17 protein-coding genes are annotated in these 25691 nt (G+C 67.6%); 7 read left to right on the plus strand and 10 right to left on the minus strand.

Going from position 1 to position 25691, the window contains the following annotated elements; all coding sequences use genetic code 11:
• Window positions 1-13: 13 nt before the first annotated feature.
• The gene (locus E6C76_RS07550) at window positions 14-1525 is read right to left on the minus strand and encodes a CoA-acylating methylmalonate-semialdehyde dehydrogenase (protein WP_136347648.1); all 1512 of its coding nucleotides are present in this window, start codon (window positions 1523-1525) and stop codon (window positions 14-16) included.
• A gap of 177 nt (window positions 1526-1702) precedes the next feature.
• On the opposite strand from E6C76_RS07550, the gene E6C76_RS07555 reads away from it, so the two are divergent.
• Complete coding sequence (locus tag E6C76_RS07555; RefSeq protein ID WP_136347649.1) at window positions 1703-3142, plus strand: short-chain fatty acyl-CoA regulator family protein; 1440 nt, start codon at window positions 1703-1705, stop codon at window positions 3140-3142.
• A 112-nt stretch (window positions 3143-3254) separates the two neighbouring features.
• Here E6C76_RS07555 and E6C76_RS07560 read toward each other — a convergent pair whose 3' ends face one another.
• Window positions 3255-5474 (minus strand): OsmC domain/YcaO domain-containing protein, encoded by a 2220-nt coding sequence (locus tag E6C76_RS07560; protein WP_136347650.1) that lies wholly within the window; start codon window positions 5472-5474, stop codon window positions 3255-3257.
• A 369-nt stretch (window positions 5475-5843) separates the two neighbouring features.
• On the opposite strand from E6C76_RS07560, the gene E6C76_RS07570 reads away from it, so the two are divergent.
• Genes E6C76_RS07570 through E6C76_RS07580 form a run of 3 tightly spaced genes read left to right on the plus strand, consistent with a single transcriptional unit; the run spans window position 5844 to window position 8713 of the window.
• Window positions 5844-7874: a ribonucleoside triphosphate reductase gene (locus tag E6C76_RS07570; RefSeq protein ID WP_136347651.1), complete on the plus strand. Its 2031-nt coding sequence runs from the start codon at window positions 5844-5846 to the stop codon at window positions 7872-7874.
• 28 nt (window positions 7875-7902) lie between these two features.
• Window positions 7903-8100: an anaerobic ribonucleoside-triphosphate reductase gene (gene nrdD / locus E6C76_RS07575; protein ID WP_136347652.1), complete on the plus strand. Its 198-nt coding sequence runs from the start codon at window positions 7903-7905 to the stop codon at window positions 8098-8100.
• A 13-nt stretch (window positions 8101-8113) separates the two neighbouring features.
• Window positions 8114-8713: an anaerobic ribonucleoside-triphosphate reductase activating protein gene (locus tag E6C76_RS07580; RefSeq protein WP_136347653.1), complete on the plus strand. Its 600-nt coding sequence runs from the start codon at window positions 8114-8116 to the stop codon at window positions 8711-8713.
• Window positions 8714-8748: 35 nt separating this feature from the next.
• Here E6C76_RS07580 and E6C76_RS07585 read toward each other — a convergent pair whose 3' ends face one another.
• The 6 genes from E6C76_RS07585 to prpC form a co-directional block, all read right to left on the minus strand.
• The gene (locus tag E6C76_RS07585; RefSeq protein ID WP_136347654.1) at window positions 8749-9339 is read right to left on the minus strand and encodes a GntR family transcriptional regulator; all 591 of its coding nucleotides are present in this window, start codon (window positions 9337-9339) and stop codon (window positions 8749-8751) included.
• A gap of 189 nt (window positions 9340-9528) precedes the next feature.
• Complete coding sequence (locus E6C76_RS07590; RefSeq protein ID WP_136347655.1) at window positions 9529-13011, minus strand: pyruvate carboxylase; 3483 nt, start codon at window positions 13009-13011, stop codon at window positions 9529-9531.
• 126 nt (window positions 13012-13137) lie between these two features.
• A complete protein-coding gene (locus E6C76_RS07595; protein ID WP_136347656.1) occupies window positions 13138-13998 on the minus strand; it encodes an isocitrate lyase/PEP mutase family protein in 861 nt (286 codons plus the stop codon).
• A 33-nt stretch (window positions 13999-14031) separates the two neighbouring features.
• Window positions 14032-15231, minus strand: coding sequence for a 2-methylaconitate cis-trans isomerase PrpF (gene prpF / locus E6C76_RS07600; RefSeq protein WP_136347657.1), 1200 nt, complete (start codon window positions 15229-15231; stop codon window positions 14032-14034).
• 95 nt (window positions 15232-15326) lie between these two features.
• Window positions 15327-17948 carry a Fe/S-dependent 2-methylisocitrate dehydratase AcnD gene (acnD, locus tag E6C76_RS07605; protein ID WP_136347658.1) on the minus strand — a complete coding sequence of 874 codons (2622 nt, stop codon included), beginning with the start codon at window positions 17946-17948 and terminating at the stop codon, window positions 15327-15329.
• Window positions 17949-18024: 76 nt separating this feature from the next.
• Complete coding sequence (gene prpC / locus E6C76_RS07610; protein WP_136347659.1) at window positions 18025-19182, minus strand: bifunctional 2-methylcitrate synthase/citrate synthase; 1158 nt, start codon at window positions 19180-19182, stop codon at window positions 18025-18027.
• A 207-nt stretch (window positions 19183-19389) separates the two neighbouring features.
• Here prpC and E6C76_RS07615 point away from each other — a divergent pair, with 207 nt between their 5' ends.
• Window positions 19390-20850: a short-chain fatty acyl-CoA regulator family protein gene (locus E6C76_RS07615; RefSeq protein WP_136347660.1), complete on the plus strand. Its 1461-nt coding sequence runs from the start codon at window positions 19390-19392 to the stop codon at window positions 20848-20850.
• Window positions 20851-20869: 19 nt separating this feature from the next.
• Here E6C76_RS07615 and E6C76_RS07620 read toward each other — a convergent pair whose 3' ends face one another.
• Both E6C76_RS07620 and E6C76_RS07625 read right to left on the minus strand, forming a co-directional pair.
• The gene (locus E6C76_RS07620) at window positions 20870-22510 is read right to left on the minus strand and encodes a Na+/H+ antiporter (RefSeq protein WP_136347661.1); all 1641 of its coding nucleotides are present in this window, start codon (window positions 22508-22510) and stop codon (window positions 20870-20872) included.
• A 114-nt stretch (window positions 22511-22624) separates the two neighbouring features.
• Window positions 22625-23779, minus strand: a complete 1155-nt coding sequence (locus E6C76_RS07625; RefSeq protein WP_136347662.1) for an AI-2E family transporter — start codon at window positions 23777-23779, stop codon at window positions 22625-22627.
• A gap of 275 nt (window positions 23780-24054) precedes the next feature.
• Between E6C76_RS07625 and E6C76_RS07630 the strand changes: the two genes are divergently transcribed.
• Window positions 24055-24861 (plus strand): ABC transporter substrate-binding protein, encoded by an 807-nt coding sequence (locus E6C76_RS07630; RefSeq protein ID WP_136347663.1) that lies wholly within the window; start codon window positions 24055-24057, stop codon window positions 24859-24861.
• Between the two features lie 93 nt (window positions 24862-24954).
• A complete protein-coding gene (locus tag E6C76_RS07635; RefSeq protein ID WP_136347664.1) occupies window positions 24955-25686 on the plus strand; it encodes an amino acid ABC transporter permease in 732 nt (243 codons plus the stop codon).
• The last annotated feature ends 5 nt before the right edge of the window (window positions 25687-25691 follow it).

Genomic DNA, 25691 nt, shown 5'->3' on the forward strand with positions numbered 1-25691 from the left:
TCCAGGGCGGGCTTTACTTCAGGCTGATGGTGGTGTTCACCGGCGCCACCACGTCGTCGTCGAACCAGCGCGCGGTGACGGTCTTGGTCTGGGTGTAGAACAGGATCACCTGCTGGCCGTAGGGACCGAGGTCGCCCAGCTTGGAGCCGCGCGAGCCGGTGAAGGAGAACAGCGGCACCGGCACCGGAATCGGCACGTTGATGCCCACCTGGCCGACGTCGATCTCCTCCTGGAACTTGCGCGCGGCGGCGCCGGACTGGGTGAACACCCCGGTGCCGTTGCCGTTGGGGTTGGCGTTGATCAGCGCGATGGCCTCGTCCAGCGACTCGACCGCCAGCGTGCACAGCACCGGGCCGAAGATTTCCTCGTCGTAGATGCGCATGCCGGGCTTGACGCCGGAAAACAGCGTGGGGGCGACGAAGTTGCCGTCGGCGTAGCCGGGCACCTGCGGGTTGCGGCCGTCCAGTTCCAGCGTGGCACCCTCTTCCACGCCTGCGGCGATCAGTTCCAGGATGCGTGCCTTGGCCGCGCGGGAGATCACCGGGCCGAGATCGGCGCCCGCCTCATGGCCGGCGTTCACCTTCAGCGCGCGGGCACGATCGGCCAGTTCCGGCAGCCACTTGGCCGATTCGCCGACGAACACCACCACCGCGGAGGCCATGCAGCGCTGCCCGGCGGCGCCGAAGCCGGCGCCGGCCAGGGCGTTGAGGGTCTGTTCCTTGTGCGCGTCGGGCAGCACGACGACGTGGTTCTTCGCCCCCATCATGCACTGGGCGCGCTTGCTGGCGAGGCTGGCGCGGTTGTAGACGTGGGTGCCGACGCGGGTCGAACCGACGAAGGACACCGCCTTGATGTCCGGGTGGTCGCAGATGCCGTTGACCACGTCGACGGCGCCATGCACCACGTTGAGCACGCCGGGCGGAATGCCGGCTTCCACCGCCAGTTCGACCAGCCGCATGGTGGACAGCGGGTCCTGTTCCGAGGGCTTGAGCACGAAGGTGTTGCCGCAGGCGATGGCCATCGGGAACATCCACAGCGGAATCATCGCCGGGAAGTTGAACGGCGTGATGCCGGCGCACACGCCGATGGGCTGCAACAGGGTGTAGGTATCCACGCCGCCCGCCACGTTGTTGGCCAGCCCGCCCAGTTGCAGCGTACCGATATTGGCGGCGTGTTCCACCACCTCCAGGCCGCGGAACACGTCGCCTTCCGCGTCCGGCAGGGTCTTGCCCTGTTCGGCGGTGAGGATGGCGGCCACCTCCTTCATGTTTTCGCGGATCAGTTGCTGGTACTTCAGGAAGATGCGCGCGCGGGCGCCGATGGGGGTCTTGCGCCAGCTTGCGAAGGCCTTCTTCGCCGCGGCCACGGCGGCGTTGAGTTCATCGGCGGTCGCCAGAGGCACGCGCGCCAGCACCTGCTGGGTGGCGGGGTTGACCACGTCGCGCCACTCGGTGGTGCGCGATTCGACGAATTCGCCGCCGATCAGCAGTTTGACGGTGGGGATGGCGGTGGAAGCTGGGTTCATCGGAAGTCTCCTCGATCGTTTTTCTGCGGCACGCCCGGCGGTTCCGGACGCGTTCGGCAAGATCGTATTTACAGCCGCCCAATTCAACAATAAGCTTTTGATGTAAAAGAGAATTTTTGCAAATAAATTCGCAAGACAGAACGCCGTTGTGCAAATCTTGCGAACAAGGAGGAGACATTGAGCCGCAAGCTGTTCATCGGCGCACGCCTGCGCCGCCTGCGCGAACAGGGCGGGCAGAGCCAGGCGGCATTGGCCGGGCGCCTGGGCATCTCGCTGAGCTACGTGTGCCAGCTGGAGAACAACCAGCGCCCGGTGAGCGCCCCGCTGCTGCTGAAGCTGGTGCAGGTCTTTCAGTGCGACATCGCGGAGTTTTCCGAGGAGCAGGACAAGCGCCTGCTGCACGAGCTACAGGCGGTGTGCCTGGACCGCGGCGTAGTCGGCGAGCGCATCGCCCCCGCGCAACTGGCGCGCATGGTGGAGCACGTGCCGGACATCGCGGCAGCCTTCGTCAGCCTCGCCGAGCGCCATCAGCGCCTGCGCGAGGAATACGCGCAGGTCATCGAGCGCTTCCGCGGCGAGCCGGCCGGCGTGTCGCCCACGCCGCTGCCGCACGAGGAAGTGCGCGATTTCTTCAACCGCCGCGACAACCACATCGACACGCTCGACACCCAGGCCGAGGCCCTCGCGCAGGCACTCGCCCTGCGCCCCGGCGAGCGCGCCGCCGCCCTGCGGGAAGTGCTGCGCCAACGCCACGGCGTGGACACGCTGGCCTCGGACTTCGACGATTTCGGCGTGCTGCGCCGCTTCGACGCGCGCCGCCGCCGGCTGGAGATTGCCGCCGGGCTCAGCGACGCCCAGCAGGCCTTCCAGCTCGCCACCCAGCTCGCGCTGCTCGAACAGCTCGAACGCATCGACGGGGAAATCGCCGCCGCCGGCCTCGCCGATGCGCACAGCCGGGGCCTCGCCCGGCAGGGGCTCGCCCACTACTTCGCCGGCGCCCTGCTGCTGCCCTATGGCGAATTCCTGCATGCCGCGCGCGCGGCGCGCTACGACATCGAAGCCCTGCAACGGCGCTTCGCGGTGGGTTTCGAAACCGTCTGCCACCGCCTGTCCACCCTGCAACGCAGCGGCGCGCGCGGCGTGCCCTTCTACCTCGTGCGCGTGGACCGCGCGGGCAACATCTCCAAGCGCCAGAGCGCCACGGCCTTCCACTTCGCCCACCACGGCGGCGCCTGTCCGCTGTGGCACGTGCACGACGCCTTCGCCCACCCCGGACAGATTCTCGTCCAGACCGCGGAAATGCCGGACGGCACGCGCTTCTTCGGCATCGCGCGCAGCATCGGGCGCGGCGGGGGCGGCTGGCGGACGCCGCGCAAGTCCTTCGCCATCGGCCTGGGCTGCGAACTGCCGCATGCGCGCGAACTGGTGTACGCCGACGGGCTGGACCTTGCCGCGCCGCGCGAGGTGGTGCCCATCGGTCCGGGCTGCCGCGTATGCCCGCGCGCCGACTGCGTGCAGCGCGCCTTCCCGCCCGCCGGCAAGCCGCTGGAGACCAGCGTGGATGCGGAATTTCTGGGCGCCTACCGCTTCGGGGACGAGCACGGCATGCACGGGTAACGCGCCCCGGGGTGAGGCCGTAACACACCGAAGACCCGCCTCTCGCGACGCTTCAGGACGAACAAAGAGGAGGGTTCTGCGGCCCCGCCTGATCGCGGCGCAGGCAGACCGATCACGGACAGACCGCAAGACCATCCAAAGCCGCCGCCCTGGCGCGCGCGCCGTGCAGCTTTTTGTAGCTGTCGATCAGGCGCTGGTGCCGGTCCAGCCCTTCCAGCTGCATGCTCGTCGGCGTCAGGCCGAAGAATCGCACGCTGCCATCCACCGAGCCCATCACCGCATCCATCCTCGGATTGCCGAACATCCGGCGGAAATTGGCCTCGTAATCGTCCAGTTCCAGTTCGTCATCCAGCAGCACCTCCAGCACCACATTCATGGCCTGGTAGAACAATCCGCGCTCGACCGTGTTTTCGTTGTACTGCAAAAAGGCTTCCACCGACTCTTTCGCCGCGTCGAACTGCCGCAAGGCCAGGCGGATCAACAATTTCAGTTCCAGAATCGTCAACTGGCCCCAGACCGTATTTTCATCGAACTCGATACCGATCAAGGTGATGATGTCGGTGTAGTCATCCAGCTCGCTGTCTTCCAGCCGCTCAAGCAGCGCTTCCAGGCCGGCATCGTCCAGACGGTGCAGATTCAGGATGTCTTCGCGGAACAGCAGCGCCTTGTTGGTGTTGTCCCAGACCAGATCCTCCACCGGATACACTTCCGAATAGCCCGGCACCAGAATCCGGCAGGCCGTGGCGCCCAGATTCTCGTACACCGCCACGTACACTTCCTTGCCCATGCCTTCGAGCAGGCCGAACAAGGTGGCGGCCTCCCCGGCGTTGGCGTTTTCACCTTGGCTGGTGAAATCCCATTCGACGAAATCGTAATCCGCCCTGGCACTGAAAAAACGCCAAGACACCACGCCGCTGGAATCGATGAAGTGCTCGACGAAGTTGTTCGGCTCGGTCACCGCATTGCTTTCAAAAGTGGGCCGGGGCAAATCGTTCAGCCCTTCAAAACTGCGCCCCTGCAGCAACTCCGTAAGGCTGCGCTCCAGCGCCACCTCCAGGCTCGGGTGGGCGCCGAACGAAGCGAACACACCGCCGGTACGCGGATTCATCAAGGTCACGCACATCACCGGAAACGCCCCGCCCAGCGACGCATCCTTCACCAGCACCGGAAAACCCTGCTGCTCCAGGGCCTGAATGCCCGCCACAATGCCGGGATATTTCGCCAGCACTGCGTGCGGCACATCGGGCAGTGCGATTTCACCTTCCAGGATTTCGCGCTTGACCGCCCGTTCGAATATTTCCGACAGGCATTGCACCTGCGCTTCGGCCAAGGTATTGCCCGCGCTCATGCCGTTGCTGAGAAACAGGTTGTCGATCAGGTTGCTTGGAAAGTACACCACCTCGCCGTCCGACTGGCGCACGTACGGCAGCGCGCAAATGCCGCGCTCGACGTTGCCGGAATTGGTGTCGTACAGATGCGAGCCGCGCAACTCGCCATCGGGGTCGTAGATTTCCAGGCAGTACTCGTCGAGCATGCCGGCCGGCAGCGCGTCCCCGGGGCCCGGCTGGAACCAGCGCTCGTCGGGGTAATGCACGAACGCCGCATTGGCGATGTCTTCCCCCCAGAACTGGTCATTGTAGAAATGATTGCAATTCGTCCGCTCGATGAATTCGCCCAGCGCCGACGCCAACGCGCTTTCCTTGGTCGCCCCCTTGCCATTGGTGAAGCACATCGGCGAGTGCGCGTCGCGGATGTGCAGCGACCACACATTGGGCACCAGATTGCGCCACGAAGCGATCTCGATCTTCATGCCGAGGCCCGCCAGCACGCCCGACAGGTTGGCGATGGTTTGTTCCAGCGGCAAATCCTTGCCCGCGATACAGGTCTTCGTTTCCGCAGCCGAATCCAGCATCAGCAATGACTGCGCATCGGCATCCAGATTCTCCACCTCTTCGATCACGAACTCCGGTCCGGTCTGCACGACCTTCTTCACCGTGCAGCGTTCGATGGAGCGCAGAATGCCCTGGCGATCCTTGGCGGAAAGTTCCTCCGGCAATTCAACCTGTATCTTGAAAATCTGCTTGTAGCGGTTTTCCGGATCGACAATATTGTTCTGCGACAGACGGATGTTATCGGTCGGAATATTGCGGGTCTCGCAGTACAACTTCACGAAATACGCCGCGCACAAAGCCGATGACGCCAGAAAATAGTCGAACGGCCCCGGCGCCGAGCCATCGCCCTTGTAGCGGATGGGCTGATCGGCGATGACCGTGAAGTCGTCGAATCGGGCTTCGAGGCGAAGCTTGTCGAGAAAATTGACCTTGATTTCCATACGGGAATTCCAGAAACGCTTGAATCGAATGGGCCGCCATTATCGTGGTTTCCCGCCGGGAAAACCGATCTTCTTGGCAGCGGAAACATGCGGCATACCGGCGCCGGCAAGGGCATCCACGCGCGCCCTGCGCGCCGGGGCAGGCTCAGCCCTGGCTCCGGATCGCTCAACGGATGCGCTCCGCTGTGCCGCGCCCTGAAATGATCCTCGACGGCCTCTTCCGGCATGTCCGCCAGCGTGGCGTACTGCCAGCGCGGACTGCGGTCCTTGGGGCAAATGCTGATCGCTATCCATTCTTGATAGAGGTCAATCAACCTATAGTAGGCCGCGAGTAATATCGCACTACATTTAGTACGAAAGGTGATTTCCATGCACAACCCCACCCAGGCCGACCCGGCCACTCTGCCCCACGAAGCGATCAAGCGCGATGGACGACGCGCGCCCTTCGACGCCATCAAGATCCAGGCCGCGCTGCGCCGCGCCGGCGCCGCCAGCGGCGAGTTCGGCGATGCCGAGGCCGGCCGGCTCACCGCCCGTGTGCTGCGCGTGCTCGGCCACCGCTTCGGCCACCATGCGGTGCATATCGAGCAGATCCAGGACGTGGTGGAGGAAACCCTGATCGCCGACGGCCTCACCGCCACCGCGCGCGCCTACATCGTCTACCGCGAACAGCACGCCGTGCTGCGCGGCGAGCGCAAGGTGCAGGTGGACGTGGAAGCCTCGGTCAACGAATACCTCACCCGCGCCGACTGGCGGGTCAATGCCAACGCCAACCAGGGCTATTCGCTGGGCGGGCTGATCCTCAACGTGGCCGGCAAGGTCACCGCCAACTACTGGCTGTCGCACGTCTACCCGCCCGAGGTGGGCGCCGCGCACCGCGAGGGCGACCTCCACATCCACGACCTGGACATGCTGTCCGGCTACTGCGCGGGCTGGTCGCTGCGCACCCTGCTGCACGAGGGCCTCAACGGCGTCCCGGGCAAGGTGGAAGCCGGCCCGCCCAAACACATGTCGAGCGCGGTGGGACAGATCGTGAATTTCCTCGGCACCATGCAGAACGAATGGGCGGGGGCGCAGGCCTTCTCGTCCTTCGATACCTACATGGCGCCCTTCGTGCGCAAGGACAACATGCGCTACGAGGAGGTCCGCCAGCACATCCAGGAACTCATCTACAACCTCAACGTGCCCTCGCGCTGGGGCACGCAGACGCCCTTCACCAACCTCACCTTCGACTGGACCTGCCCGGACGACCTGAAGGAGCAGATCCCCGTCATCGCCGGCGAGGAAATGCCCTTCGCCTACGGCGACCTGCAGGCCGAGATGGACCTGATCAACCGCGCCTACATCGAGGTCATGTCCGCCGGCGACGCCAAGGGCCGGGTGTTCACCTTTCCCATCCCGACCTACAACATCACCCCGGACTTTCCGTGGGAGTCGGACAACGCCGCGCTGCTGTTCGACATGACCGCCAAGTACGGCCTGCCCTACTTCCAGAATTTCGTGAACTCGGAACTGCAGCCCAACATGGTGCGCTCCATGTGCTGCCGCCTGCAACTCGACCTGCGCGAACTGCTCAAGCGCGGCAACGGCCTGTTCGGCAGCGCCGAGCAGACCGGCAGCCTGGGCGTGGTGACGATCAACTGCGCCCGCCTGGGCTATCTTTTCCGTGGCGACGAAGCGGGCTTGTTCGCCCGCCTGGACGCCCTGCTGGAAATCGGCCGCAGCAGCCTGGAGATCAAGCGCAAGCTGATCCAGCGCCTCATCGACCAGGGCCTGTTCCCCTACACCAAGCGCTATCTCGGCACGCTGCGCAACCACTTCTCCACGCTGGGGGTGAACGGCATCAACGAGATGATCCGCAACTTCAGCGCGGACACCGAGGACGTCACCACCGAATGGGGCCACGCCTTCGCCGTACGCCTGCTCGACCACGTGCGCGCGCGCATGACCGCCTTCCAGGAAGAAACCGGGCATATGTACAACCTGGAAGCCACCCCGGCCGAGGGCACCACCTACCGCTTCGCCCGCGAGGACAAGAAACGCTGGCCGGACATCCTGCAGGCCGGCACCGCCGAGCAGCCCTACTACACCAACTCCTCGCAACTGCCCGCCGGCTTCACCGACGACCCCTTCGAAGCCCTCGCGCGCCAGGAAGCCCTGCAACGCAAATACACCGGTGGCACGGTGCTGCACCTCTACATGGGCGAGCGTCTGTCCAGCGGCGAGGCGTGCAAGCGCCTGGTGCGCCGTGCGCTGGAAAACTTCCGCCTGCCCTACATCACCGTGACGCCGACCTTCTCCATCTGCCCGGCGCACGGCTACCTGGCCGGCGAGCACGCCTTCTGCCCGAAGTGCGACGAGGAGCGCCTGGCCGCCAAGCGGGCACGGCTCGCGGCCTGATCACCCAATTTTCCCCAAGGAGCACGCCATGAACATGCATTCCGCCACCGAAACCCGGCACCTCGCCGACACCATCACCCTCAGCGACGACGAGCGCCAGCCCTGCGAAGTGTGGACGCGCGTGATGGGCTACCACCGCCCGGTCGCCAGTTTCAACACCGGCAAGAAGGGCGAGCATGCCGAACGGCGCTTCTTCGCCGAGAACCGCTGCGCGCTCGGCGGCTGAACCCGGCCCCCGCATGCACGCCCTGCGCGTCGGCGGCCTCACGCCGCTGACCACCATCGACTTTCCCGGCCGGCTCGCCGCCGTGGTGTTCTGCCAGGGCTGCCCGTGGCGCTGCGGCTACTGCCACAACCCGCAGTTGATTGCGGCGGGCGCGGCGCCGGAGCGGCCGTGGCAGGCGGTGCTGGATTTCCTCGCCCGGCGGCGCGGGCTGCTCGACGGCGTGGTGTTCTCCGGTGGCGAACCCACCTTGCAGGCGGCGCTGCCGGAGGCGCTGCGCGAGGTCAGGGCGATGGGGTTCGAAACCGCGCTGCACACCGCCGGCATGTACCCGGAGCGCCTCGCCGCCGTGCTGCCGCTGCTCGATTGGGTGGGGCTGGACATCAAGGCGCCGGCGCAACACTACGACGCCATCACCGCCACGCCCGGCAGCGCGGACGCCGTGCAGCGCTCGCTGGACCTGCTGCTGGCCAGCGGCGTGGAGCACGAATGCCGCACCACCTGGCACGCTGGGCTGTTCAGCCGGGAAGAACTCGACCGCCTGGGCGACGGACTGAAGGCGCGTGGCGTGCGGCGCTGGCAGGTTCAGGAGTGCCGCCAGGGTCAGCGGCAGTAGGCGGGCGCCGTCGGCACCCGGCAGAAGAAGCCGGATCAGGCCGCTTGCAGCGCCGCCGGCGTGCATCCCGCGCGCGTCCGGCGCGCGGCGGTGTATTCCCGCCACGTCCGTTCGGCCTGCGCCGCGTCGTGCATTTCCAACGCAGCCAGCAGGGCCGGCGCGGCGCTGTCCAGCAGTTCGGCCTCGTCCCGGCCGAAAGCGGGCCCCAGGGCCAGCAGGAGCTTTTCGCGCAGGCGGGTGATGGCTTCGGCCGCATAGCGGTTGCCCGAGGTTTCCAGCAGGCGGAGGTAATCCACCTTCCCGGCCACCTCCAGGCCGTGATGCGCGATCTCGCTCACGGCATAGCCTTCCAGCAGTTCCAGCACGTCGAACAAGGCGCGCACGTCGGCCGCGGAAAACTCGGCCACGCAGCAGCCGCGGCGCGGTTCGATCAGCACCAGCCCCTCATGGGCCAGCACTTTCATCGCCTCGCGCACCGGCGTGCGGCTGACGCCGTAGCCCGAGGCCAGCGCGGCCTCGTCCAGCGCCGCCCCGGGCGGCAGTTCGTGGGCGAAGATGCGTTCGCGCAGCGAGTCCGCGATGGCCTCGTAGAGCGCCCGCGGGCGCAGCAGATCGTCGTCGTTCATCTTGGTGCATCTCCGTTTGCAGGCCCGCGGCGTGGCTTCCTTGCTGCGGAACAGCTGCCGGCTGCCGGTACGGCATTGATGTGACGGGGTTTCCCTCCCACAGTCCGGCATGACCCCGTCACGAAGCTCATGCCGGCCTTGAACCTTGTACGTACCGCGCGATGGTGGCGGATGCCGGTGCCAGCCCGGTCATGCCCCCGCCCCGGCCGCCGCATCGGCGAACTCGATCAGCAGATCCTTGGATTCCACCTGTTCGCCCGGCTTCACCCACACGCGGGCGATGGTGGCGTCGCGCTCGGCGGCGAGCACGCTTTCCATCTTCATCGCCTCGATCGACAGCAGCGGCGTGCCCTTCTGCACGCGCTGGCCGGCTTCCACGGCGACCATCGCCACCGCGCCGGGCATGGGCGCCGGCAGGTGGGCGGGGTTGCCGTCCTCGGCCTTGGGATGCTTGCGCTCGGCTCGGGCAAGGCCGGCCTGGGCGATGCGGATCGGGCGCGGCTGGCCGTTGAGTTCGAAGAACAGCTTGACCATGCCGTCGTCGTCCGCCTCGGTGCGGCCGACCAGGCGCACCGCCAGGGTTTTGCCGGCGTCGATGGGCACGTCGATTTCGTCGCGTTCGGCCAGCCCGTTGAAGAACACCGGGGTGGGCAGCACCGAGACGTCGCCGTAGCGGCGCTGGTGGCGGGCGAAGTCGGCGAACACCTTGGGGTACATCAGCCAGGAGGCGAGGTCGTTGTCGCCGATCTCGCGGCCGGCGGCTTCCTGCGCCGCCGCGCGCGCGGCGTCGAGGTCGGCCGGCGGCAGCACGGCGCCGGGGCGCTCACTGAGCGGCGGGCGGCCCTTGAGCACCTTGCGCTGGAGTTCGGTGGGGAAGCCGTCCGGCGGCAGGCCGAGTTCGCCGCGCATCAGTTGCACGACGGATTCGGGGAAAGCGATCTCGCGCGCCGGGTCGAGCACGTCGGCCGGGGTGAGTTCGTTGGCGACCATGAAGATCGCCATGTCGCCGACCACCTTGGAGGTGGGGGTGACCTTGACGATGTCGCCGAACAGCATGTTGACGTCGGCATAGGCCTGGGCAATGGCGTCCCAGCGGTGCGCCAGCCCCATCGCGCGGGCCTGTTCGCGCAGGTTGGTGTATTGGCCGCCGGGCATTTCGTGGCGGTATACGTCGGCGGTGCCGGCGCGCATGTCGGCCTCGAAGGGCGCGTAGTGGCGGCGCACGCCTTCCCAGTAGTGGGAGAACGGGCGAAGCTGGTCCAGCGTGACGGCCGGCGCACGTTCGCTGCCTTCCAGCGCGGCGACGATGGCGCCCAGCGAAGGCTGCGAGGTGAGCCCGCTCATGGCGTCCATGGCGCCGTCCACCGCATCCACGCCGGCGTCGACGGCCGCCAGCACGCTGGCCGCCGAGGCGCCGCTGGTGTCGTGGGTGTGGAAGTGCACCGGCAGGCCGGTTTCCTCGCGCAGCGCCTTGACCAGCGCGCTCACCGCGCGCGGGCGGCAGATGCCGGCCATGTCCTTGATGCCGAGGATGTGGGCGCCGGCGCGCTCGAACTGCTTGGCGAGATCGACGTAGTACTTGAGCGAATACTTGTCGCGCCGGGCGTCGAACAGGTCGCCGGTGTAGCACAGCGCGGCTTCGCACAGGGCACCGGATTCATTCACCGCGTCCATCGCCACGCGCATGTTGTCGGCGTTGTTGAGCGAGTCGAACACGCGGAACAGGTCGATGCCCTCGGCCGCCGCGCGCTGCACGAAGAAGCGCACCACGTTGTCCGGGTAGTTGGTGTAGCCCACCGCGTTGGAGGCGCGCAGCAGCATCTGGAACAGGATGTTGGGCACCCGCTCGCGCAGTTGCGCGAGGCGCTGCCACGGGTCTTCCTTGAGGAAGCGCATGGCCACGTCGAAGGTGGCGCCGCCCCAGCATTCCAGCGACAGCAGGCCGGCGAGTTCGCGCGCGTAGTGCGGCGCGGCCGGCAGCATGTCGGCACTGCGCATGCGGGTGGCGAACAGGGACTGGTGGGCGTCGCGCAGCGTGGTGTCGGTGAGCAGCACGGCCTGCTGCGCGCGCATCCACGCGGCAAAGCCCTGGGGGCCGAGTTCGCGCAGGCGGTCGCGGCTGCCGGCCGGGATGGCCTTGCCCAGACTGGATGCAGGCCAGATCAGGCTGGTGTCGCCATGCACGCCGTGGGCAGTGGCCGGCTGGCGGCCCTTCATTTCCGGGTTGCCGTTGACGACCACTTCGCCGATGAATTCGAGCATGCGTGTGGCGCGGTCCTGGCGCGGCGTGGTGGCGAACAGTTCCGGCGTGTCGTCGATGAAGCGGGTGGTGCAGGAGCCGTCGCGGAAGGCCGGGTGGCCGACGATGTTCTCCAGGAAGGCCAGATTGGTGCTGACCCCGCGGATGCGGAATTCGCGCAGCGCGCGGTCCATGCGCTGCGCCGCTTCGCCGGGGTCGCGCCCCCAGGCGGTGACCTTGACCAGCAGGGAATCGTAGTAGGGGGTGATCACCGCGCCGGTGTAGGCGGTGCCGGCATCGAGGCGGATGCCGAAGCCGGCGGCGCTGCGGTAGGCGCTGAGCTTGCCGTAGTCCGGCGCGAAGCCTTTGTCCGGATCTTCGGTGGTGACGCGGCATTGCAGCGCGTGGCCGTTGAGGCGGATGCCGGCCTGCGCCGGCACGCCGGCGTCCGCGTCGCCGATGCGCGCGCCTTCGCTGATGTGGATCTGCGCCTTGACGATGTCGATGCCGGTGACTTCCTCGGTGACGGTGTGTTCGACCTGGATGCGCGGGTTCACTTCGATGAAGTAGAAGTGCCCGTTGTCCGCGTCGAAGAGGAATTCCACCGTGCCGGCGTGGGTGTAGCCCACCGAGCGGCACAGGCGCAGCGCGGCCTCGCACAGTTCGGCGCGTCGGGCGTCGTCGAGATAGGGTGCCGGCGCCCGCTCCACCACCTTCTGGTTGCGCCGCTGCACCGAGCAGTCGCGCTCGAACAAATGCACGAGCTGACCATGGGTGTCGCCGAGCACCTGCACCTCCACGTGGCGGGCGCGCACGATGCGCTTTTCCAGATAGACCTCGTCGTTGCCGAAGGCGGCCTTGGCCTCGCGCCGCGCGGCGGCGATGGCGGCGCCGAGTTCGGACTCGTCGTCGATCGCGCGCATGCCGCGCCCGCCGCCGCCCCAACTGGCCTTGAGCATCAACGGGTAGCCGATCGCGGCGGCCTGCGCCTTCACCGTGTCGAGGTCGTCGGGCAGCGCGCCGGTGGCCGGAATCACCGGCACCTCGGCGGCGATGGCGGCCTCGCGCGCCGCCACCTTGTTGCCCAGGGTGCGCATCACCGCGGGCGAGGGGCCGATGAATTCGATGCCGGCGGCGGCACAGGCTTCGGCGAAATCCGGGTTCTCGGAGAGGAAGCCGTAGCCGGGGTGGATGGCGTCCACGCCCGCCTCGCGCGCGATGCGCAGGATGTCTTCGATGTCCAGGTAAGCCTGGATCGGCGTCTTGCCGGCGCCGACCAGATAGCTTTCGTCGGCCTTGAAGCGGTGCAAAGCGAAGCGGTCTTCACGCGCGTAAACGGCGACGGTGCGGATGCCCAGTTCGGCGGCGGCGCGCATCACGCGGATGGCGATCTCGCTGCGGTTGGCGACCAGCAGGCTGGTGATCTTTTTCATTGCAGGGTCCTTTTCAGGGCGCGAACCGCCCCAGCCTCCGCCGCGAAGGGGGAGGAAACCGGGAGGAGCGTGGAGTTCAGCGTGCCGCGCAGGGCGCCGCGCCGAGGCGCGAACGGGTACGCCGGGTCAGGTGTAACGCTTCTCCAGCGCGTCCCACTCGGCCTTGCCGACCAGGCGCTGGCGCTCGGCGAACGGCGTGACCAGCCCGCTCGATTCCTTCACTTCCTTCTCGTCGCGCAGCACGGTCAGCGCCCGCTGCATGCCGGCCACCGCACCCTGCAGCGCGGCGTTGGCGTACAGCACCACGCCGTAGCCCAGCGCCCCCAGTTCGGTGGCGTTGAAGATCGGCGTCTTGCCGCCGATCACCATGTTCATCAACTGCGGACGCGGCAGGCGCTGCGGCAGGGCGCGCACTTCCTCTTCCCTGGTCACGGCCTCGACGAACAGGATGTCGGCGCCCGCGTCGGCAAAGCGCATGGCGCGTTCGACGGCGGCCTCGAAGCCATGCACGGCGGCGGCATCGGTGCGCGCCATGATGAGGAAGTTTTCATCGCGGCGCGCATCGACGGCGGCCTTGATCTTGCTGACGGCCTCCTCGGTGCTGATCACGTCCTTGCCGCTGAAGTGGCCGCAGCGCTTGGGTGAAACCTGGTCTTCCAGCTGGATGCAGTCGGCGCCGGCGCGCTCCAGCGTGCGCACGGTGTGATAGACGTTGAGCGCGTTGCCGAAACCGGTGTCGGCGTCGACGATCAGCGGCACCGACACCGCGTCGCGGATGCGCGCGGTGTGGTCGGCGATTTCGGCCAGGCCCATGAAGCCCTGGTCCGGCATGCCGAACCACATGTTGGTGACGCCGGCGCCGGTGATGTAGATGGCTTCGAAGCCGAGGTCTTCGACGACCTTGGCGGACAGGGCGTTGAAGGCGCCCGGCACGATCACGCCACGGCGGGCTTCGACGAGGGCTTTCAGTTGCTTGCGAGTGGACATGGGGTTTCCTTTGTTCGGGCGGTGTTCGAGGGGTCAGAAAGCGTCGCCGGGCACGCGTACCCAGCCTTCCATCAGCACGCGGGCGGAGCGCGACATGATGGCTTTGGTGACCTGCCAGCTTTTTCCTGTCTCGCCGTCGACCTGCTTGGCCTCGGCGCCGACGCGCAAGGTGCCGGAGGGGTGGCCGAAGCGGACGGACTGGCGCTCGCCGCCGCCAGCAGCGAGATTGACCAGCGTGCCGGGAATGGCTGCGGCGGTGCCGATGGCAACCGCCGCGGTGCCCATCATGGCGTGGTGCAGCTTGCCCATGGACAGCGCGCGCACCAGCAGGTCGACCTCGCCGGCCTTGACCGTCTTGCCGCTGGATGCCACGTAGTCCTTGGGCTTGGAGACGAAGGCGATCTTGGGCGTGTGCTGGCGGGTGGCGGCTTCTTCCGGGGTCTTGATCAGGCCCATGCGCAGGGCGCCGGCCACGCGGATCTTCTCGAAGCGGGCCAGCGCCGCGGGGTCGCCGTTGATGTCCTCGCGCAGCTCGGTGCCCTGGTAGCCGATGTCCTCGGCGTTGACGAACACCGTGGGGATGCCGGCGCTGATCATCGTCGCCTTGAAAATCCCGACGCCGGGTACGTCCAGATCGTCGACCAGATTGCCGGTGGGGAACATCGAGCCGCCTTCGTCACCGTCGTCGGACGGGTCGAGGAACTCCAGCACGATCTCGGCGGCTGGGAAGGTCACGCCGTCCAGCTCGAAGTCGCCGGTTTCCTGCACCTGGCCGTTGGTGACCGGCACGCGGGCGATGATGGTCTTGCCGATGTTGGCCTGCCAGATGCGCACCACGCACACGCCGTTGTCGGGAATGCGCGCCGGGTCGACCAGCCCGGCGTGGATGCCGAAGGCGCCGGCGGCGGTGGACAGGTTGCCGCAGTTGCCGGACCAGTCCACGAAATCGGTGTCGATGGAGACCTGGCCGTAGAGGTAGTCCACGTCGTGTTCCGGCCGGCTGCTCTTCGACAGGATCACGCACTTGCTGGTGCTGGAGGTGGCGCCGCCCATGCCGTCGATCTGCGCGGCATAAGGGTCGGGGCTGCCGATGACGCGCTGGAACAGCTTGTCGCGGGCCGCGCCCGGCGTCTGGCAGCGCTCGGGCAGGTCCTGCAGGCGGAAGAACACACCCTTGCTGGTGCCGCCGCGCAGGTAGGTGGCGGGAATCTTGACTTGCGCTGCATGGGCCATGTGCGGGGCTCCTGTCAGGCCGCCGGGTGCGACGGCGGCGATGTGATGAAGGTGCGGGAAGCGCGCCGGGGCGCCGCTTCCCGCGTCTTGCCGGGTCAGACCGTTCCGGCGAGGAAGTCCTTGGCGAAGCGCTGCAACACCCCGCCCGCCTCATACACCGACACTTCCTCGTCCGAATCCAGCCGGCAGGTGACCGGCACGCGCAGGGTTTCGCCGTTGCGGCGGTGGATCACCAGCGTCAGCTCGGCGCGCGGCTGCAATTCGCCTTCGACGTCGTAGGCTTCGGTGCCGTCGAGTTGCAGGGTCAGGCGGTTGGTGCCCGGCTTGAATTCCAGCGGCAGCACGCCCATGCCGATCAGGTTGGTGCGGTGGATGCGCTCGAAGCCTTCGGCCACCACCGTCTCTACGCCGGCGAGGCGCACGCCCTTGGCGGCCCAGTCGCGGCTGGAGCCCTGGCCGTAGTCGGCGCCGGCGATGATGATGAGCGGCTGGCGTCGGTTCAGGTAGGTCTCGATCGCTTCCCACATGCGCATGACCTGGCCTTCCGGTTCGACACGCGCCAGCGAGCCGCGCTTGACCTGCCCATCGACCACGGCCATTTCATTCACCAGTTGCGGGTTGGCGAAAGTGGCGCGCATCGCGGTCAGGTGGTCGCCGCGGTGGGTGGCGTAGGAGTTGAAGTCCTCTTCCGGCAGGCCCATCTTCGCCAGGTATTCGCCCGCGGCCGAACTTGCCAGGATGGCGTTGGACGGCGACAGGTGGTCGGTGGTGATGTTGTCCGGCAGGATCGCCAGCGGGCGCATGCCCTTGAGCGTGCGCGGATTGGCGGCCAGCGCGCCGACGCCTTCGGTGTCCCAGTAGGGCGGGCGGCGGATGTAGGTCGACATCGGGCGCCAGTCGTACTGCGGCGCGGCTTTCTCGCCGTCGTCGCGGCGGATCGCGAACATCGGCTCATACACGGCGCGGAACTGCTCGGGCTTGACCGCCTTGGCAACGATCTCGTCGATTTCCTCGTCGCTCGGCCAGATGTCCTTCAGCCGGATTGGATTGCCATCGACCACCGCGAGCACGTCCTGTTCGATGTCGAAGCGCACCGTGCCGGCAATCGCGTAGGCCACCACCAGCGGCGGCGAGGCCAGGAAAGCCTGCTTGGCGTAGGGGTGGATACGGCCGTCGAAGTTGCGGTTGCCCGACAGCACGGCGGTGGCATAGAGGTCGCGGTCTATGATCTCCTGCTGGATCTTGGGGTCGAGCGCGCCGCTCATGCCGTTGCAGGTGGTGCAGGCGAAGGCGACGATGCCGAAGCCGAGCTTCTCCAGGTCGCCGAGCAGGCCGGCTTCCTTCAGATACAGCTCGACGGCCTTGGAGCCGGGCGCCAGCGAGCTTTTCACCCAAGGCTTGCGCGTCAGGCCGAGCTTGTTGGCGTTGCGCGCCAGCAGCGCGGCGGCGATCACGTTGCGCGGGTTGCTGGTGTTGGTGCACGAGGTGATCGCGGCGATGATCACCGCGCCGTCGGGCATCAAGCCCCTGGCTTCTTCTTCCTTGCCGGCGGCCAGCTTGGCGGCGTCGGCAATGCCGCGCTCCTGCAGCGCCGACACCGGCAGGCGGCGGTGCGGATTCGACGGGCCGGCCATGTTGCGCACCACGGTGGACAGATCGAACGTCAGCACACGCTCGTATTCGGCGGTTTGCAGCGCACTGCTCCAGATGCCGGCCTGCCTGGCGTAGGTTTCCACCAGCCTGACCTGTTCCGGGCTGCGGTCGGTCAGCTTGAGGTAGGCGATGGTTTGCTGGTCGATGAAGAACAGCGCGGCGGTGGCGCCGTACTCCGGGCACATGTTGGAGATCGTCGAGCGGTCGCCGATCGACAGGCTGTCCGCGCCTTCGCCGAAGAATTCGACGTAGGCACCGACGACTTTCTCCTTGCGCAGGAATTCGGTCAGCGCCAGGGCGATGTCGGTGGCGGTGATGCCGGGCTGGCGCCTGCCGGTCAGCTCGACGCCGACGATGTCGGGCAGGCGCATCCACGACGCACGGCCGAGCATCACGTTCTCGGCTTCCAGGCCGCCGACGCCGACGGCGATCACGCCCAGCGCATCGACGTGCGGGGTATGGCTGTCCGTGCCCACACAGGTGTCGGGGAAGGCTACACCGTCCTGCACATAGACCACCGGCGACATCTTCTCCAGGTTGATCTGATGCATGATGCCGTTGCCTGCCGGGATCACGTCGACGTTGGCGAAGGCCTTCTTCGTCCACTCGATGAAATGGAAGCGGTCCTCGTTGCGGCGATCCTCGATCTCGCGGTTCTTGCGGAAGGCGTCGGGGTCAAAACCGCCGCATTCCACCGCCAGCGAGTGATCGACGATCAACTGCACCGGTACCACCGGGTTCACTGCCGCCGGGTCGCCACCTTCCTTGGCAATGGCGTCGCGCAGGCCGGCCAGATCCACCAGCGCGGTCTGGCCAAGGATGTCGTGGCAGACCACGCGCACCGGGAACCAGGGAAAGTCGATCTCGCGCTTGCGCTCGATCAACTGCGAAAGACAGGCGTCGATGATGGCCGGATCGGCCTTGCGCACGATGTTCTCGGCGTGGATGCGGGCGGTGTACGGCAGCCTGTCCCAGGCGCCGGGCTGGATCGCGTCGACCGCTGCGCGGGCGTCGAAATAGTCCAGCGAGGTGCCGGGCAGGGGTTTGCGATGGGCTGTATTCATGGATGGCAGGAGGAAAGCTCGTCGGGGAATCGGGCTGCGGCGGCGGCCACGGGCCGGCCGCCGCCTTCGCGGACGCTCAGTTGCGCGCTTCGATCGGCACGAAGGCCAGATCGTCCGGGCCGACGTAGTTGGCGCTCGGGCGGATGATCTTGTTGTCGATGCGCTGCTCGATGATGTGCGCCGCCCAGCCGCTGGTGCGCGCGATGACGAACAAGGGGGTGAACATCGCCGTCGGCACGCCCATCATGTGATAGCTGACCGCGCTGAACCAGTCCAGGTTGGGGAACATCTTCTTCACTTCCCACATCACCTGCTCCAGGCGCTCGGCAATGTCGTACATCTTGGTCGAACCGGCATCAATCGACAGGCGCTTGGCCACACCCTTGATGACCACGTTGCGCGGGTCGCTCACGGTATACACCGGGTGTCCGAAGCCGATCACCACTTCCTTGGCTTCCACGCGGCGGCGGATGTCGGCTTCCGCCTCGTCCGGGTTGTCGTAGCGCTTCTGGATCTCGAAGGCCATCTCGTTGGCGCCACCGTGCTTGGGTCCGCGCAGCGCGCCGATGGCGCCGGCGACAGCCGAATACATGTCGCTGCCGGTGCCGGCAATGACGCGCGCAGTGAAGGTCGAGGCGTTGAATTCATGCTCGGCGTACAGGTTGAGCGAGGTATGCATCGCCCGCACCCAGGTTTCCGTCGGCTTTTCGCCGTGCAGCAGATGCAGGAAGTGGCCGCCGATGGAGTCGTCGTCGGTTTCCACCTCGATGCGCTGGCCCTTGGTGGACCAGTGGTACCAGTACAGCAGCATCGAACCCAGCGAAGCCATCAGGCGGTCGGCGATGTCTCGCGCGCCCGGCGTGTTGTGGTCGTCCTTCTCCGGCAGCACACAGCCAAGCGCCGACACGCCGGTGCGCATCACGTCCATCGGGTGGGCCGAGGCCGGCAGGCGCTCCAGCGCTTCCTTGACGCTCGCGGGCAGGCCGCGCATGGCCTTCAGCTTCGTCTTGTAGGCGCGCAGTTCGGCCTTGGTCGGCAGCTTGCCGTGCACCAGCAGGTGGGCCACTTCCTCGAATTCGCAGCGCTCGGCAAGGTCGAGGATGTCGTAGCCGCGGTAGTGCAGGTCGTTGCCGGTCTTGCCGACGGTGCACAAGGCGGTGTTGCCGGCGGTAACACCGGACAGGGCGACGGACTTCTTCGGCTTGAAGCCGGCTTCGGTAGGCTGAGTGCTCATGCGGTGCTCCAAACGAACAGGGAGAAAGAATCACGCGGGGGATGCACGAGGGGTTTGCATTTGCCCGCGTTTGTTCGCAATATACGCAGCATGAAAAATTCGTAAATCACTGAATTGGCATTGATTTGCGAATGAACTCACACCAGATTGCGAAGATTGCGAATGAACATCCACCGCTCATCCACCACTCATCTACCGAAACCCGCGATGAAGAAAGTATTTACCGGCGTGCGCCTGCGCCGCCTGCGCGAGGAACGCGGCCTGACCCAGGCGGCGCTCGCCCGCCTGCTGGAACTCTCCCCCAGCTACCTCAACCAGATCGAACAGAACCAGCGCCCGCTCACCGTGCCGGTGCTACTGCGCATCAGCGCCACCCTGGGCGTGGACGTGCAGCGCTTTTCCGACGACGACGAAGGCCGGCTGGTGGCCGAACTGCGCGACGTGCTGGGCGATGCCGGCCAGCCCGCGCCGGGCGGGGAGAGCGTGTCCCTGGCCGAGATCCGCGAACTCGCCAGCCAGATGCCGGCGGTGGCGCGCGCCCTGCTCACCCTCGACCGCCGCCGCCGCGAAGCCGAGGACCGTCTGGCCACCTACGCCTCGCGCCTGGGCGAGGAACGCGGCGCGGCGCGCCCCACCGCGCCCATGCCCTACGAGGAAGTGCGTGATTTCTTCTACGCGCGCCACAACCACATCGCCGGCCTGGACGCACTGGCCGAACGCTGCTTCGATGAATGGGAACTGAAGGCCGGCAGCGTCGATCAGGGGCTGGCCGAACGGCTGACGCGCATCCACGGCATCGCCGTGGACGGCACGCCGCGCGGCGATGCCGGGGCCACCGGGGCCGCCGAAGCCCTGGATGGCGAGCACGCCCCACTGCGCGAATTCGACGCCGCGCGGCGCATCCTGCGCCTGTCGCCGCTGCTCGACGCCGGCCAGCGCGCCTTCCAGATGGCCACCCAGCTGGCCTTGCTGGAGGCCCGCGAGGAGATCGAAGGGCTGGTCGAAGAAGGCGCCTTTCTCGGCGAGGAAGCACGCGTGCTGGCGCGCATCGGCCTGGCCAACTACTTCGCTGGCGCGCTGATCCTGCCCTACGGGCACTTCCTCGCCGCCGCCGAGGCGCTCGCCTACGACATCGACCGCCTCGGCCGCCGTTTCGGCGTCGGCTTCGAAACCGTGTGCCACCGTCTGTCCACGCTGCAGCGCCCGCAGGCGCGCGGCGTGCCTTTCATCTTCGTGCGCGTGGACCGCGCCGGCAACATCTCCAAGCGCCAGTCGGCCACGGATTTCCACTTCTCGCGCGTGGGCGGCACCTGTCCGCTTTGGAACGTCTACGAAGCCTTCGCCCGCCCCGGGCAGATCCAGACCCAGCTCGCCGCCATGCCGGACGGCCGCGCCTACCTGTGGATCGCCCGCAGCGTGGTGCATCGGCGCGGCGGCTGGGGCACACCGGAAAAGACCTTCGCGGTGGGCCTGGGCTGCGACCTGCGCCACGCCGGCCGCCTGGTCTATTCGCGCGGCCTGCCGCTGGACGACCCGGAAGCGCGCACGCCCATCGGCGCCGGCTGCAAGATCTGCGAGCGGCCGTCCTGTGCGCAGCGCGCCTTTCCGCCGGTCGGCGCGCGCCTGCCCGCCGACCCGGACCGCAGCCGCTTCGAGCCGTATTCATAAACGGCCGGGCGACGCCTCTTCAGCGGTAGCGCTCTTCCATCAGGTCGATCTGGCGCACCAGCTTGCGCGAGATCTCGTCGGAAATCTCCGCTTCGCGCGCCAGCCGGAAGATGGCCTCGCGCTCGGCCTGCAGGGCGGCGAGCCGCAGGGCCACTTCGGCGCGGTCGGCCGCGCGCAGGCGCTCGGCGTCCACGTCGCCGGGCACGGCGCTGTCCTCCAGGCGGTGCTGGTAATTGGCCATGACCCGCACGGCGGCGTTGGCGTACAGGTCGGCATCCGCGGCGCTGGCCGCCGACAGGGCGTGGCGCGTGCGCTCGATGGCGGCGACCGCCGCCGCCGCGGCTTCGCGCCGCACGCGATCCTCCTTGCGCTGCTCGGCCGGCTCGTCCGGCAGTTCCAGCCCGCGCAGCACCCGCGGCAGGGCGACGCTGGCCACCACCAGCGAAATCAGGATCACCGACGCGGCCAGGAAGATCACCAGATCGCGTGCCGGAAACTCGCGCCCGTCCGGCAGCAGCAGCGGCAGGGTCAGCACGCCCGCCAGGGTGATCGCCCCGCGCACGCCGGCCAGCGACACCGCCGCGACGATGCGCCAGTGGGGGCGCTGCAGCGGCTCGCCGGGATCGCGCGCGCGGAACAGGCTGAGGCGCAGCGACACCCATACCCAGACGAAGCGCAGCAGCGCCAGGATGGCGCTGATCGCCAACGCATAGGCCAGCAGCCACCAGCCCGACCGGTGGCCGGTCTCCTGCACGGAGATCGCTGCCCGCTCCAGGATGCCCGGCAACTGCTCGCCGAGCAGCACGAACATGATGCCGTTGAGCGAGAACTGCACCGTGTCCCACACTGCCGCGCGCTGCACCCGGGTGGTGGCGAGCGCGCGGCCGCTCAGTTCGACGTAGCTCATGGTGACGCCGGCGGCCACTGCCGCGAGGATGCCCGAGGCTTCCAGGTGCTCGGCGATCAGGTAGGCGCCGAAGGGCGTGAGCAGATTGATCAGGATGGACGAGCCGGCCTCCTCGCCCAGCAGGCGCGACAGCCAGCGCTGGGTCAGGCTCACGCCCCAGGTCACCCCGGCGCCCACCGCCAGCCCCGCCGCGGCCACCCACAGGAAGGTGAGCGAGGCCGACGCCAGCGAAAAGGTGCCGGTCATCACCGCCGCCACCGCGAAGCGGAAGCACACCAGGCCCGAGGCGTCGTTGAGCAGCGACTCGCCTTCGAGGATGTGCATCAACCGCTTGGGGATGGGCACCCGTTTCGCCAGCGAGGACACCGCCACCGGGTCGGTGGGCGAGACGATGGCCGCCAGCGCGAAGGCCACCGGCAGCGGCATGGCCGGAATCATCCAGTGGATCAGGAAACCGGCGCCGATCACGGTAAACACCACCAGGCCGAAGGCCAGTTCGAGAATGCTCGCCTTGTCGCGGAACAGCCCGACCTTGGGAATGCGCCAGCCGTCGAGGAAGAGCAGCGGCGGCAGAAAAAGCAGGAAGAAGATTTCCGGATCCAGCCGCACGCCGTGGCCGAACACTCCGGCGATCACCGCGCCCAGCGCGATCTGTACCATCGGCAGGGGCAGCGAAAACGGCACCACCCTCACCAGATACCCGCTGGCGACCACCGCCAGCAGCATCGCCAGGACTACCTCGATCGAATACATGCTTGTGCCTGCCCGCCCTCAAAGCGCGTCAGTTTACGGCCTGCCGGCACATATTTCTGAGTCGCGTTGTTTCCGGGCGCTCCCGCCACGCGGTGCAGACAGCCGACGGGCCAGTCAGCCGGGCGGAATCCCCGAATCCGCCGGCGGCGTCCGCGTGCCGCCTTCCGTCGTCACCGGCAGGGCCAGCGGTTCCGTATGGGCGGCATATTCCGGCTGCGTGCCTTCCATGCCGTGCAGCCACTCGCGCCACATCGCCACCAGCAGCGCCATCAGCACCGGGCCGACGAACAGGCCGACCAGCCCCATGGTCTGCACGCCGCCGACCAGGCCGAAGAAGGTGGGCAGGAAGGGCAGCTTCACCGGCCCGCCCACCAGACGCGGACGCAGGGTCTTGTCCACGATGAACAGCTCGATGGAGCCCCAGGCGAACAGCCCCAGACCGGCCATCAGTTCGCCCGAGCCGACCAGGTACAGCGACACCAGCGTGAACGACAGCGGCGCGCCGCCGGGAATCAGCGCCATGAAGCCGGTGGCCACGCCGAGCAGCACCGGCGAGGGCACGCCGACGATCCAGTAGGCCACGCCGAGCACCACGCCCTCGCCCACGGCGATCAGCCCCATGCCGGTCACCGTGGCGCTCACCGTGGCCGGCACCACGCGCGAGAAGCGCTGCCAGCGCATGGGCAGGATGCGCTCGCCCACGGTATCGAGCTGCGCGGCGATGCGCGCGCCGTCCTTGTAGACGAAGAACAGCGTGATCAGCATGAACAGCACGGTCAGCGCAATGCGGAACAGATCGCCGGTGGCGGTGAGCAGCGCGCGGTAGATGTTGCCGAGGTGCTCGCCGCTGAGCAGCTGCACCCAGTGGCCCAGCGCGTGCGGCTCGCCCAGATGCTCCCTCCACAGTTCCGCCAGGCGCTCGCCCACCACCGGCAGGGAACTGATCCAGCCCGGCACCGGCGCGCCGACGCGGTTAGCCTCCAGCAGCCAGGCGATGAAGTTCCCCGCTTCCTGCAGCGCGTAATGCAGCGCGATGGTGAGCGGCAGGATCAGCGCACCGATCACCACCAGCAGCGCCACCGTGGCCGCGATCGCCGTGTTGCCGCCGCATGCCGCCACCCCGCGCCGGTACAGCGGCCAGCTGGCGAAACCGATCACCAGCGCCGCGAGCACCGGCACGATGAAGCCGCTGAGGAAGTAGATCCCCGCAGCCAGGATCAGCAGCAACAACGCGCGAACGACGAACGGGGCTTGCAGGACGGGCGACATGGCGGAGAGCGGGGCGCGGTGCGGGTGAAGGTAAGGACAGGACTATACCGGACGGCAAAGGTTTTGCCCGGCCCGCTCCGGGTCGTGGCACCACGCCGGGCGCGCGCCGGACGCGGGCGGCGCACCACGATCGACCGCCCGCATGCACTCAAAAGGTGCAAAGCAACGCATTATTTCGTGGTTCTGCCACGCAGGGCCGCTCCCTATCATCCGCTCACTGCCCCTCGGCGCCCATGCCGTGCGGGTGATGGAAAACAATTCATGGAGTTGCGCAAATGATCAAGAAATTCCGTCTGGCCGCCGTGATCGCCCTGTCGGCCCTGGCCGGCGTCGCCCACGCCGACCGCCTCGACGACATCCAGAAGACGGGCGTGCTGCGCGTGGCCGCGTTCGACAGCAACCCGCCGTTCGGCTTCGTCGATCCGCAGAGCAAGCAGATCAGCGGCCTGGACGTGGACTACGCCAAGGAACTGGCCGCCAAGCTGGGCGTGAAGCTGGAACTGGTGCCGACCAACCCCGCCAACCGCATCCCGCTGCTGGCCGCCAACAAGGTCGACATCGTGCTGGCCAACTTCACCATCACCGAAGAGCGCGCCAAGCAGGTCAACTTCAGCATCCCCTACTTCGCCTCCGGCCAGCAGTTCATCGCCAAGAAAGGCGTGCTGAAGTCCGCCGACCAGCTCGGCAGCCTGCGCATCGGCGTGGACAAGGGCACCACCAACGAGATCGTGCTGCGCGAGAAGTACCCCACCGCCACGCTGGTGGCCTACGACGACACCCCGTTCGCGTTCACCGCGCTGCGCAACGGCAACGTGCAGGCCATCACCCAGGACGGCCCCAAGCTGATCGGCCTGCTGGCCAACGTGCCGGACAAGCAGAACTACGAGATTCCGCCGTTCTCCATCTCCGACGACCTGATCGGCGCCGGCCTGCCGAAGGGCGAGACCCGCCTGACCGAATACGTCAATGACTTCCTGCGCGAGTTGGAAGCCAGCGGCAAGGCCCAGCAGATCTACGACCGCTGGTTCGGCCCGGACACCAAGACCCCGCTGACGCGCATCTTCCGCATCGGCGACAAGTAATCCCCGCCACATTCCAACGCCCCTTCCGGCTCCGCGCGGTTCCCGCCGCGCGGAGCCTTGTCACGCACGCCACCGCCGCACCCTCCAACCCGCATGCTCGATGAATTGCTCGCACCGAAATACGTCGGCTGGCTGATCGACGGTTTCTACGTCACCCTGCTGCTTTCCGCGCTGGCCTCGGCCGCCGCCACCGCGCTCGGCCTGCTGCTCTGCCTGGCCCGCCTCGCCCCCACGCGCTGGATCGCCTGGCCGGCGCTGGCCTGGCTGTCGCTGTTCCGCAATACCCCGCTGCTGGTACAGCTGTTCTTCTGGTACTTCGGCTTTTCCGCGCTGCTGCCGCAGGAAGTGGTGGTCTGGCTGAACGCCCCGCACCACTGGCATCTGGCGTTCTTCGGCGTGCGCTGGCCGCCGTTCGAATACCTCGCCGGCTTCGTCGGCCTGACCCTGTTCACCGCCGCCTTCATCGCCGAGGAATTCCGCGCCGGCGTGCGCGGCGTGCCGGCCGGCCAGACGGTGGCCGCGCGCGCGCTGGGCCTGCGCCCCTGGCAGGTATGGCGCCACGTGGTGATCCCGCAGGCCTTGCGCATTTCCCTGCCGCCGCTGCTCGGCCAGTACATGAACGCGGTGAAGAATTCCTCGCTGACCATGGCCATCGGGCTGGCCGAACTGTCCTACGCCTCGCGCCAGGTGGAAACCGAAACCTTCAAGACCTTCCAGGCCTTCGGCATCGCCACCCTGCTGTACATCGGCACCGTGGCCGTCATCGAACTGGCCGGCCAGTGGCTGCAGCGCCGCAACCCCACCGTGGGGGCGGCTGCGCGCTGAAACAC

The organism is Pseudothauera nasutitermitis, assembly GCF_004801295.1.
GTDB classification, from domain to species: domain Bacteria; phylum Pseudomonadota; class Gammaproteobacteria; order Burkholderiales; family Rhodocyclaceae; genus Pseudothauera; species Pseudothauera nasutitermitis.

Coding starts and splice junctions, on each gene's coding strand:
- E6C76_RS07550 (WP_136347648.1), bottom strand. CDS start 1,525: ATGAACCCAGCTTCCACCGCCATCCCCACCGTCAAACTGCTGATCGGC.
- E6C76_RS07560 (WP_136347650.1), bottom strand. CDS start 5,474: ATGGAAATCAAGGTCAATTTTCTCGACAAGCTTCGCCTCGAAGCCCGA.
- E6C76_RS07570 (WP_136347651.1), top strand. CDS start 5,844: ATGCACAACCCCACCCAGGCCGACCCGGCCACTCTGCCCCACGAAGCG.
- nrdD (WP_136347652.1), top strand. CDS start 7,903: ATGAACATGCATTCCGCCACCGAAACCCGGCACCTCGCCGACACCATC.
- E6C76_RS07580 (WP_136347653.1), top strand. CDS start 8,114: ATGCACGCCCTGCGCGTCGGCGGCCTCACGCCGCTGACCACCATCGAC.
- E6C76_RS07585 (WP_136347654.1), bottom strand. CDS start 9,339: ATGAACGACGACGATCTGCTGCGCCCGCGGGCGCTCTACGAGGCCATC.
- E6C76_RS07590 (WP_136347655.1), bottom strand. CDS start 13,011: ATGAAAAAGATCACCAGCCTGCTGGTCGCCAACCGCAGCGAGATCGCC.
- E6C76_RS07595 (WP_136347656.1), bottom strand. CDS start 13,998: ATGTCCACTCGCAAGCAACTGAAAGCCCTCGTCGAAGCCCGCCGTGGC.
- prpF (WP_136347657.1), bottom strand. CDS start 15,231: ATGGCCCATGCAGCGCAAGTCAAGATTCCCGCCACCTACCTGCGCGGC.
- acnD (WP_136347658.1), bottom strand. CDS start 17,948: ATGAATACAGCCCATCGCAAACCCCTGCCCGGCACCTCGCTGGACTAT.
- prpC (WP_136347659.1), bottom strand. CDS start 19,182: ATGAGCACTCAGCCTACCGAAGCCGGCTTCAAGCCGAAGAAGTCCGTC.
- E6C76_RS07615 (WP_136347660.1), top strand. CDS start 19,390: ATGAAGAAAGTATTTACCGGCGTGCGCCTGCGCCGCCTGCGCGAGGAA.
- E6C76_RS07620 (WP_136347661.1), bottom strand. CDS start 22,510: ATGTATTCGATCGAGGTAGTCCTGGCGATGCTGCTGGCGGTGGTCGCC.
- E6C76_RS07625 (WP_136347662.1), bottom strand. CDS start 23,779: ATGTCGCCCGTCCTGCAAGCCCCGTTCGTCGTTCGCGCGTTGTTGCTG.
- E6C76_RS07630 (WP_136347663.1), top strand. CDS start 24,055: ATGATCAAGAAATTCCGTCTGGCCGCCGTGATCGCCCTGTCGGCCCTG.
- E6C76_RS07635 (WP_136347664.1), top strand. CDS start 24,955: ATGCTCGATGAATTGCTCGCACCGAAATACGTCGGCTGGCTGATCGAC.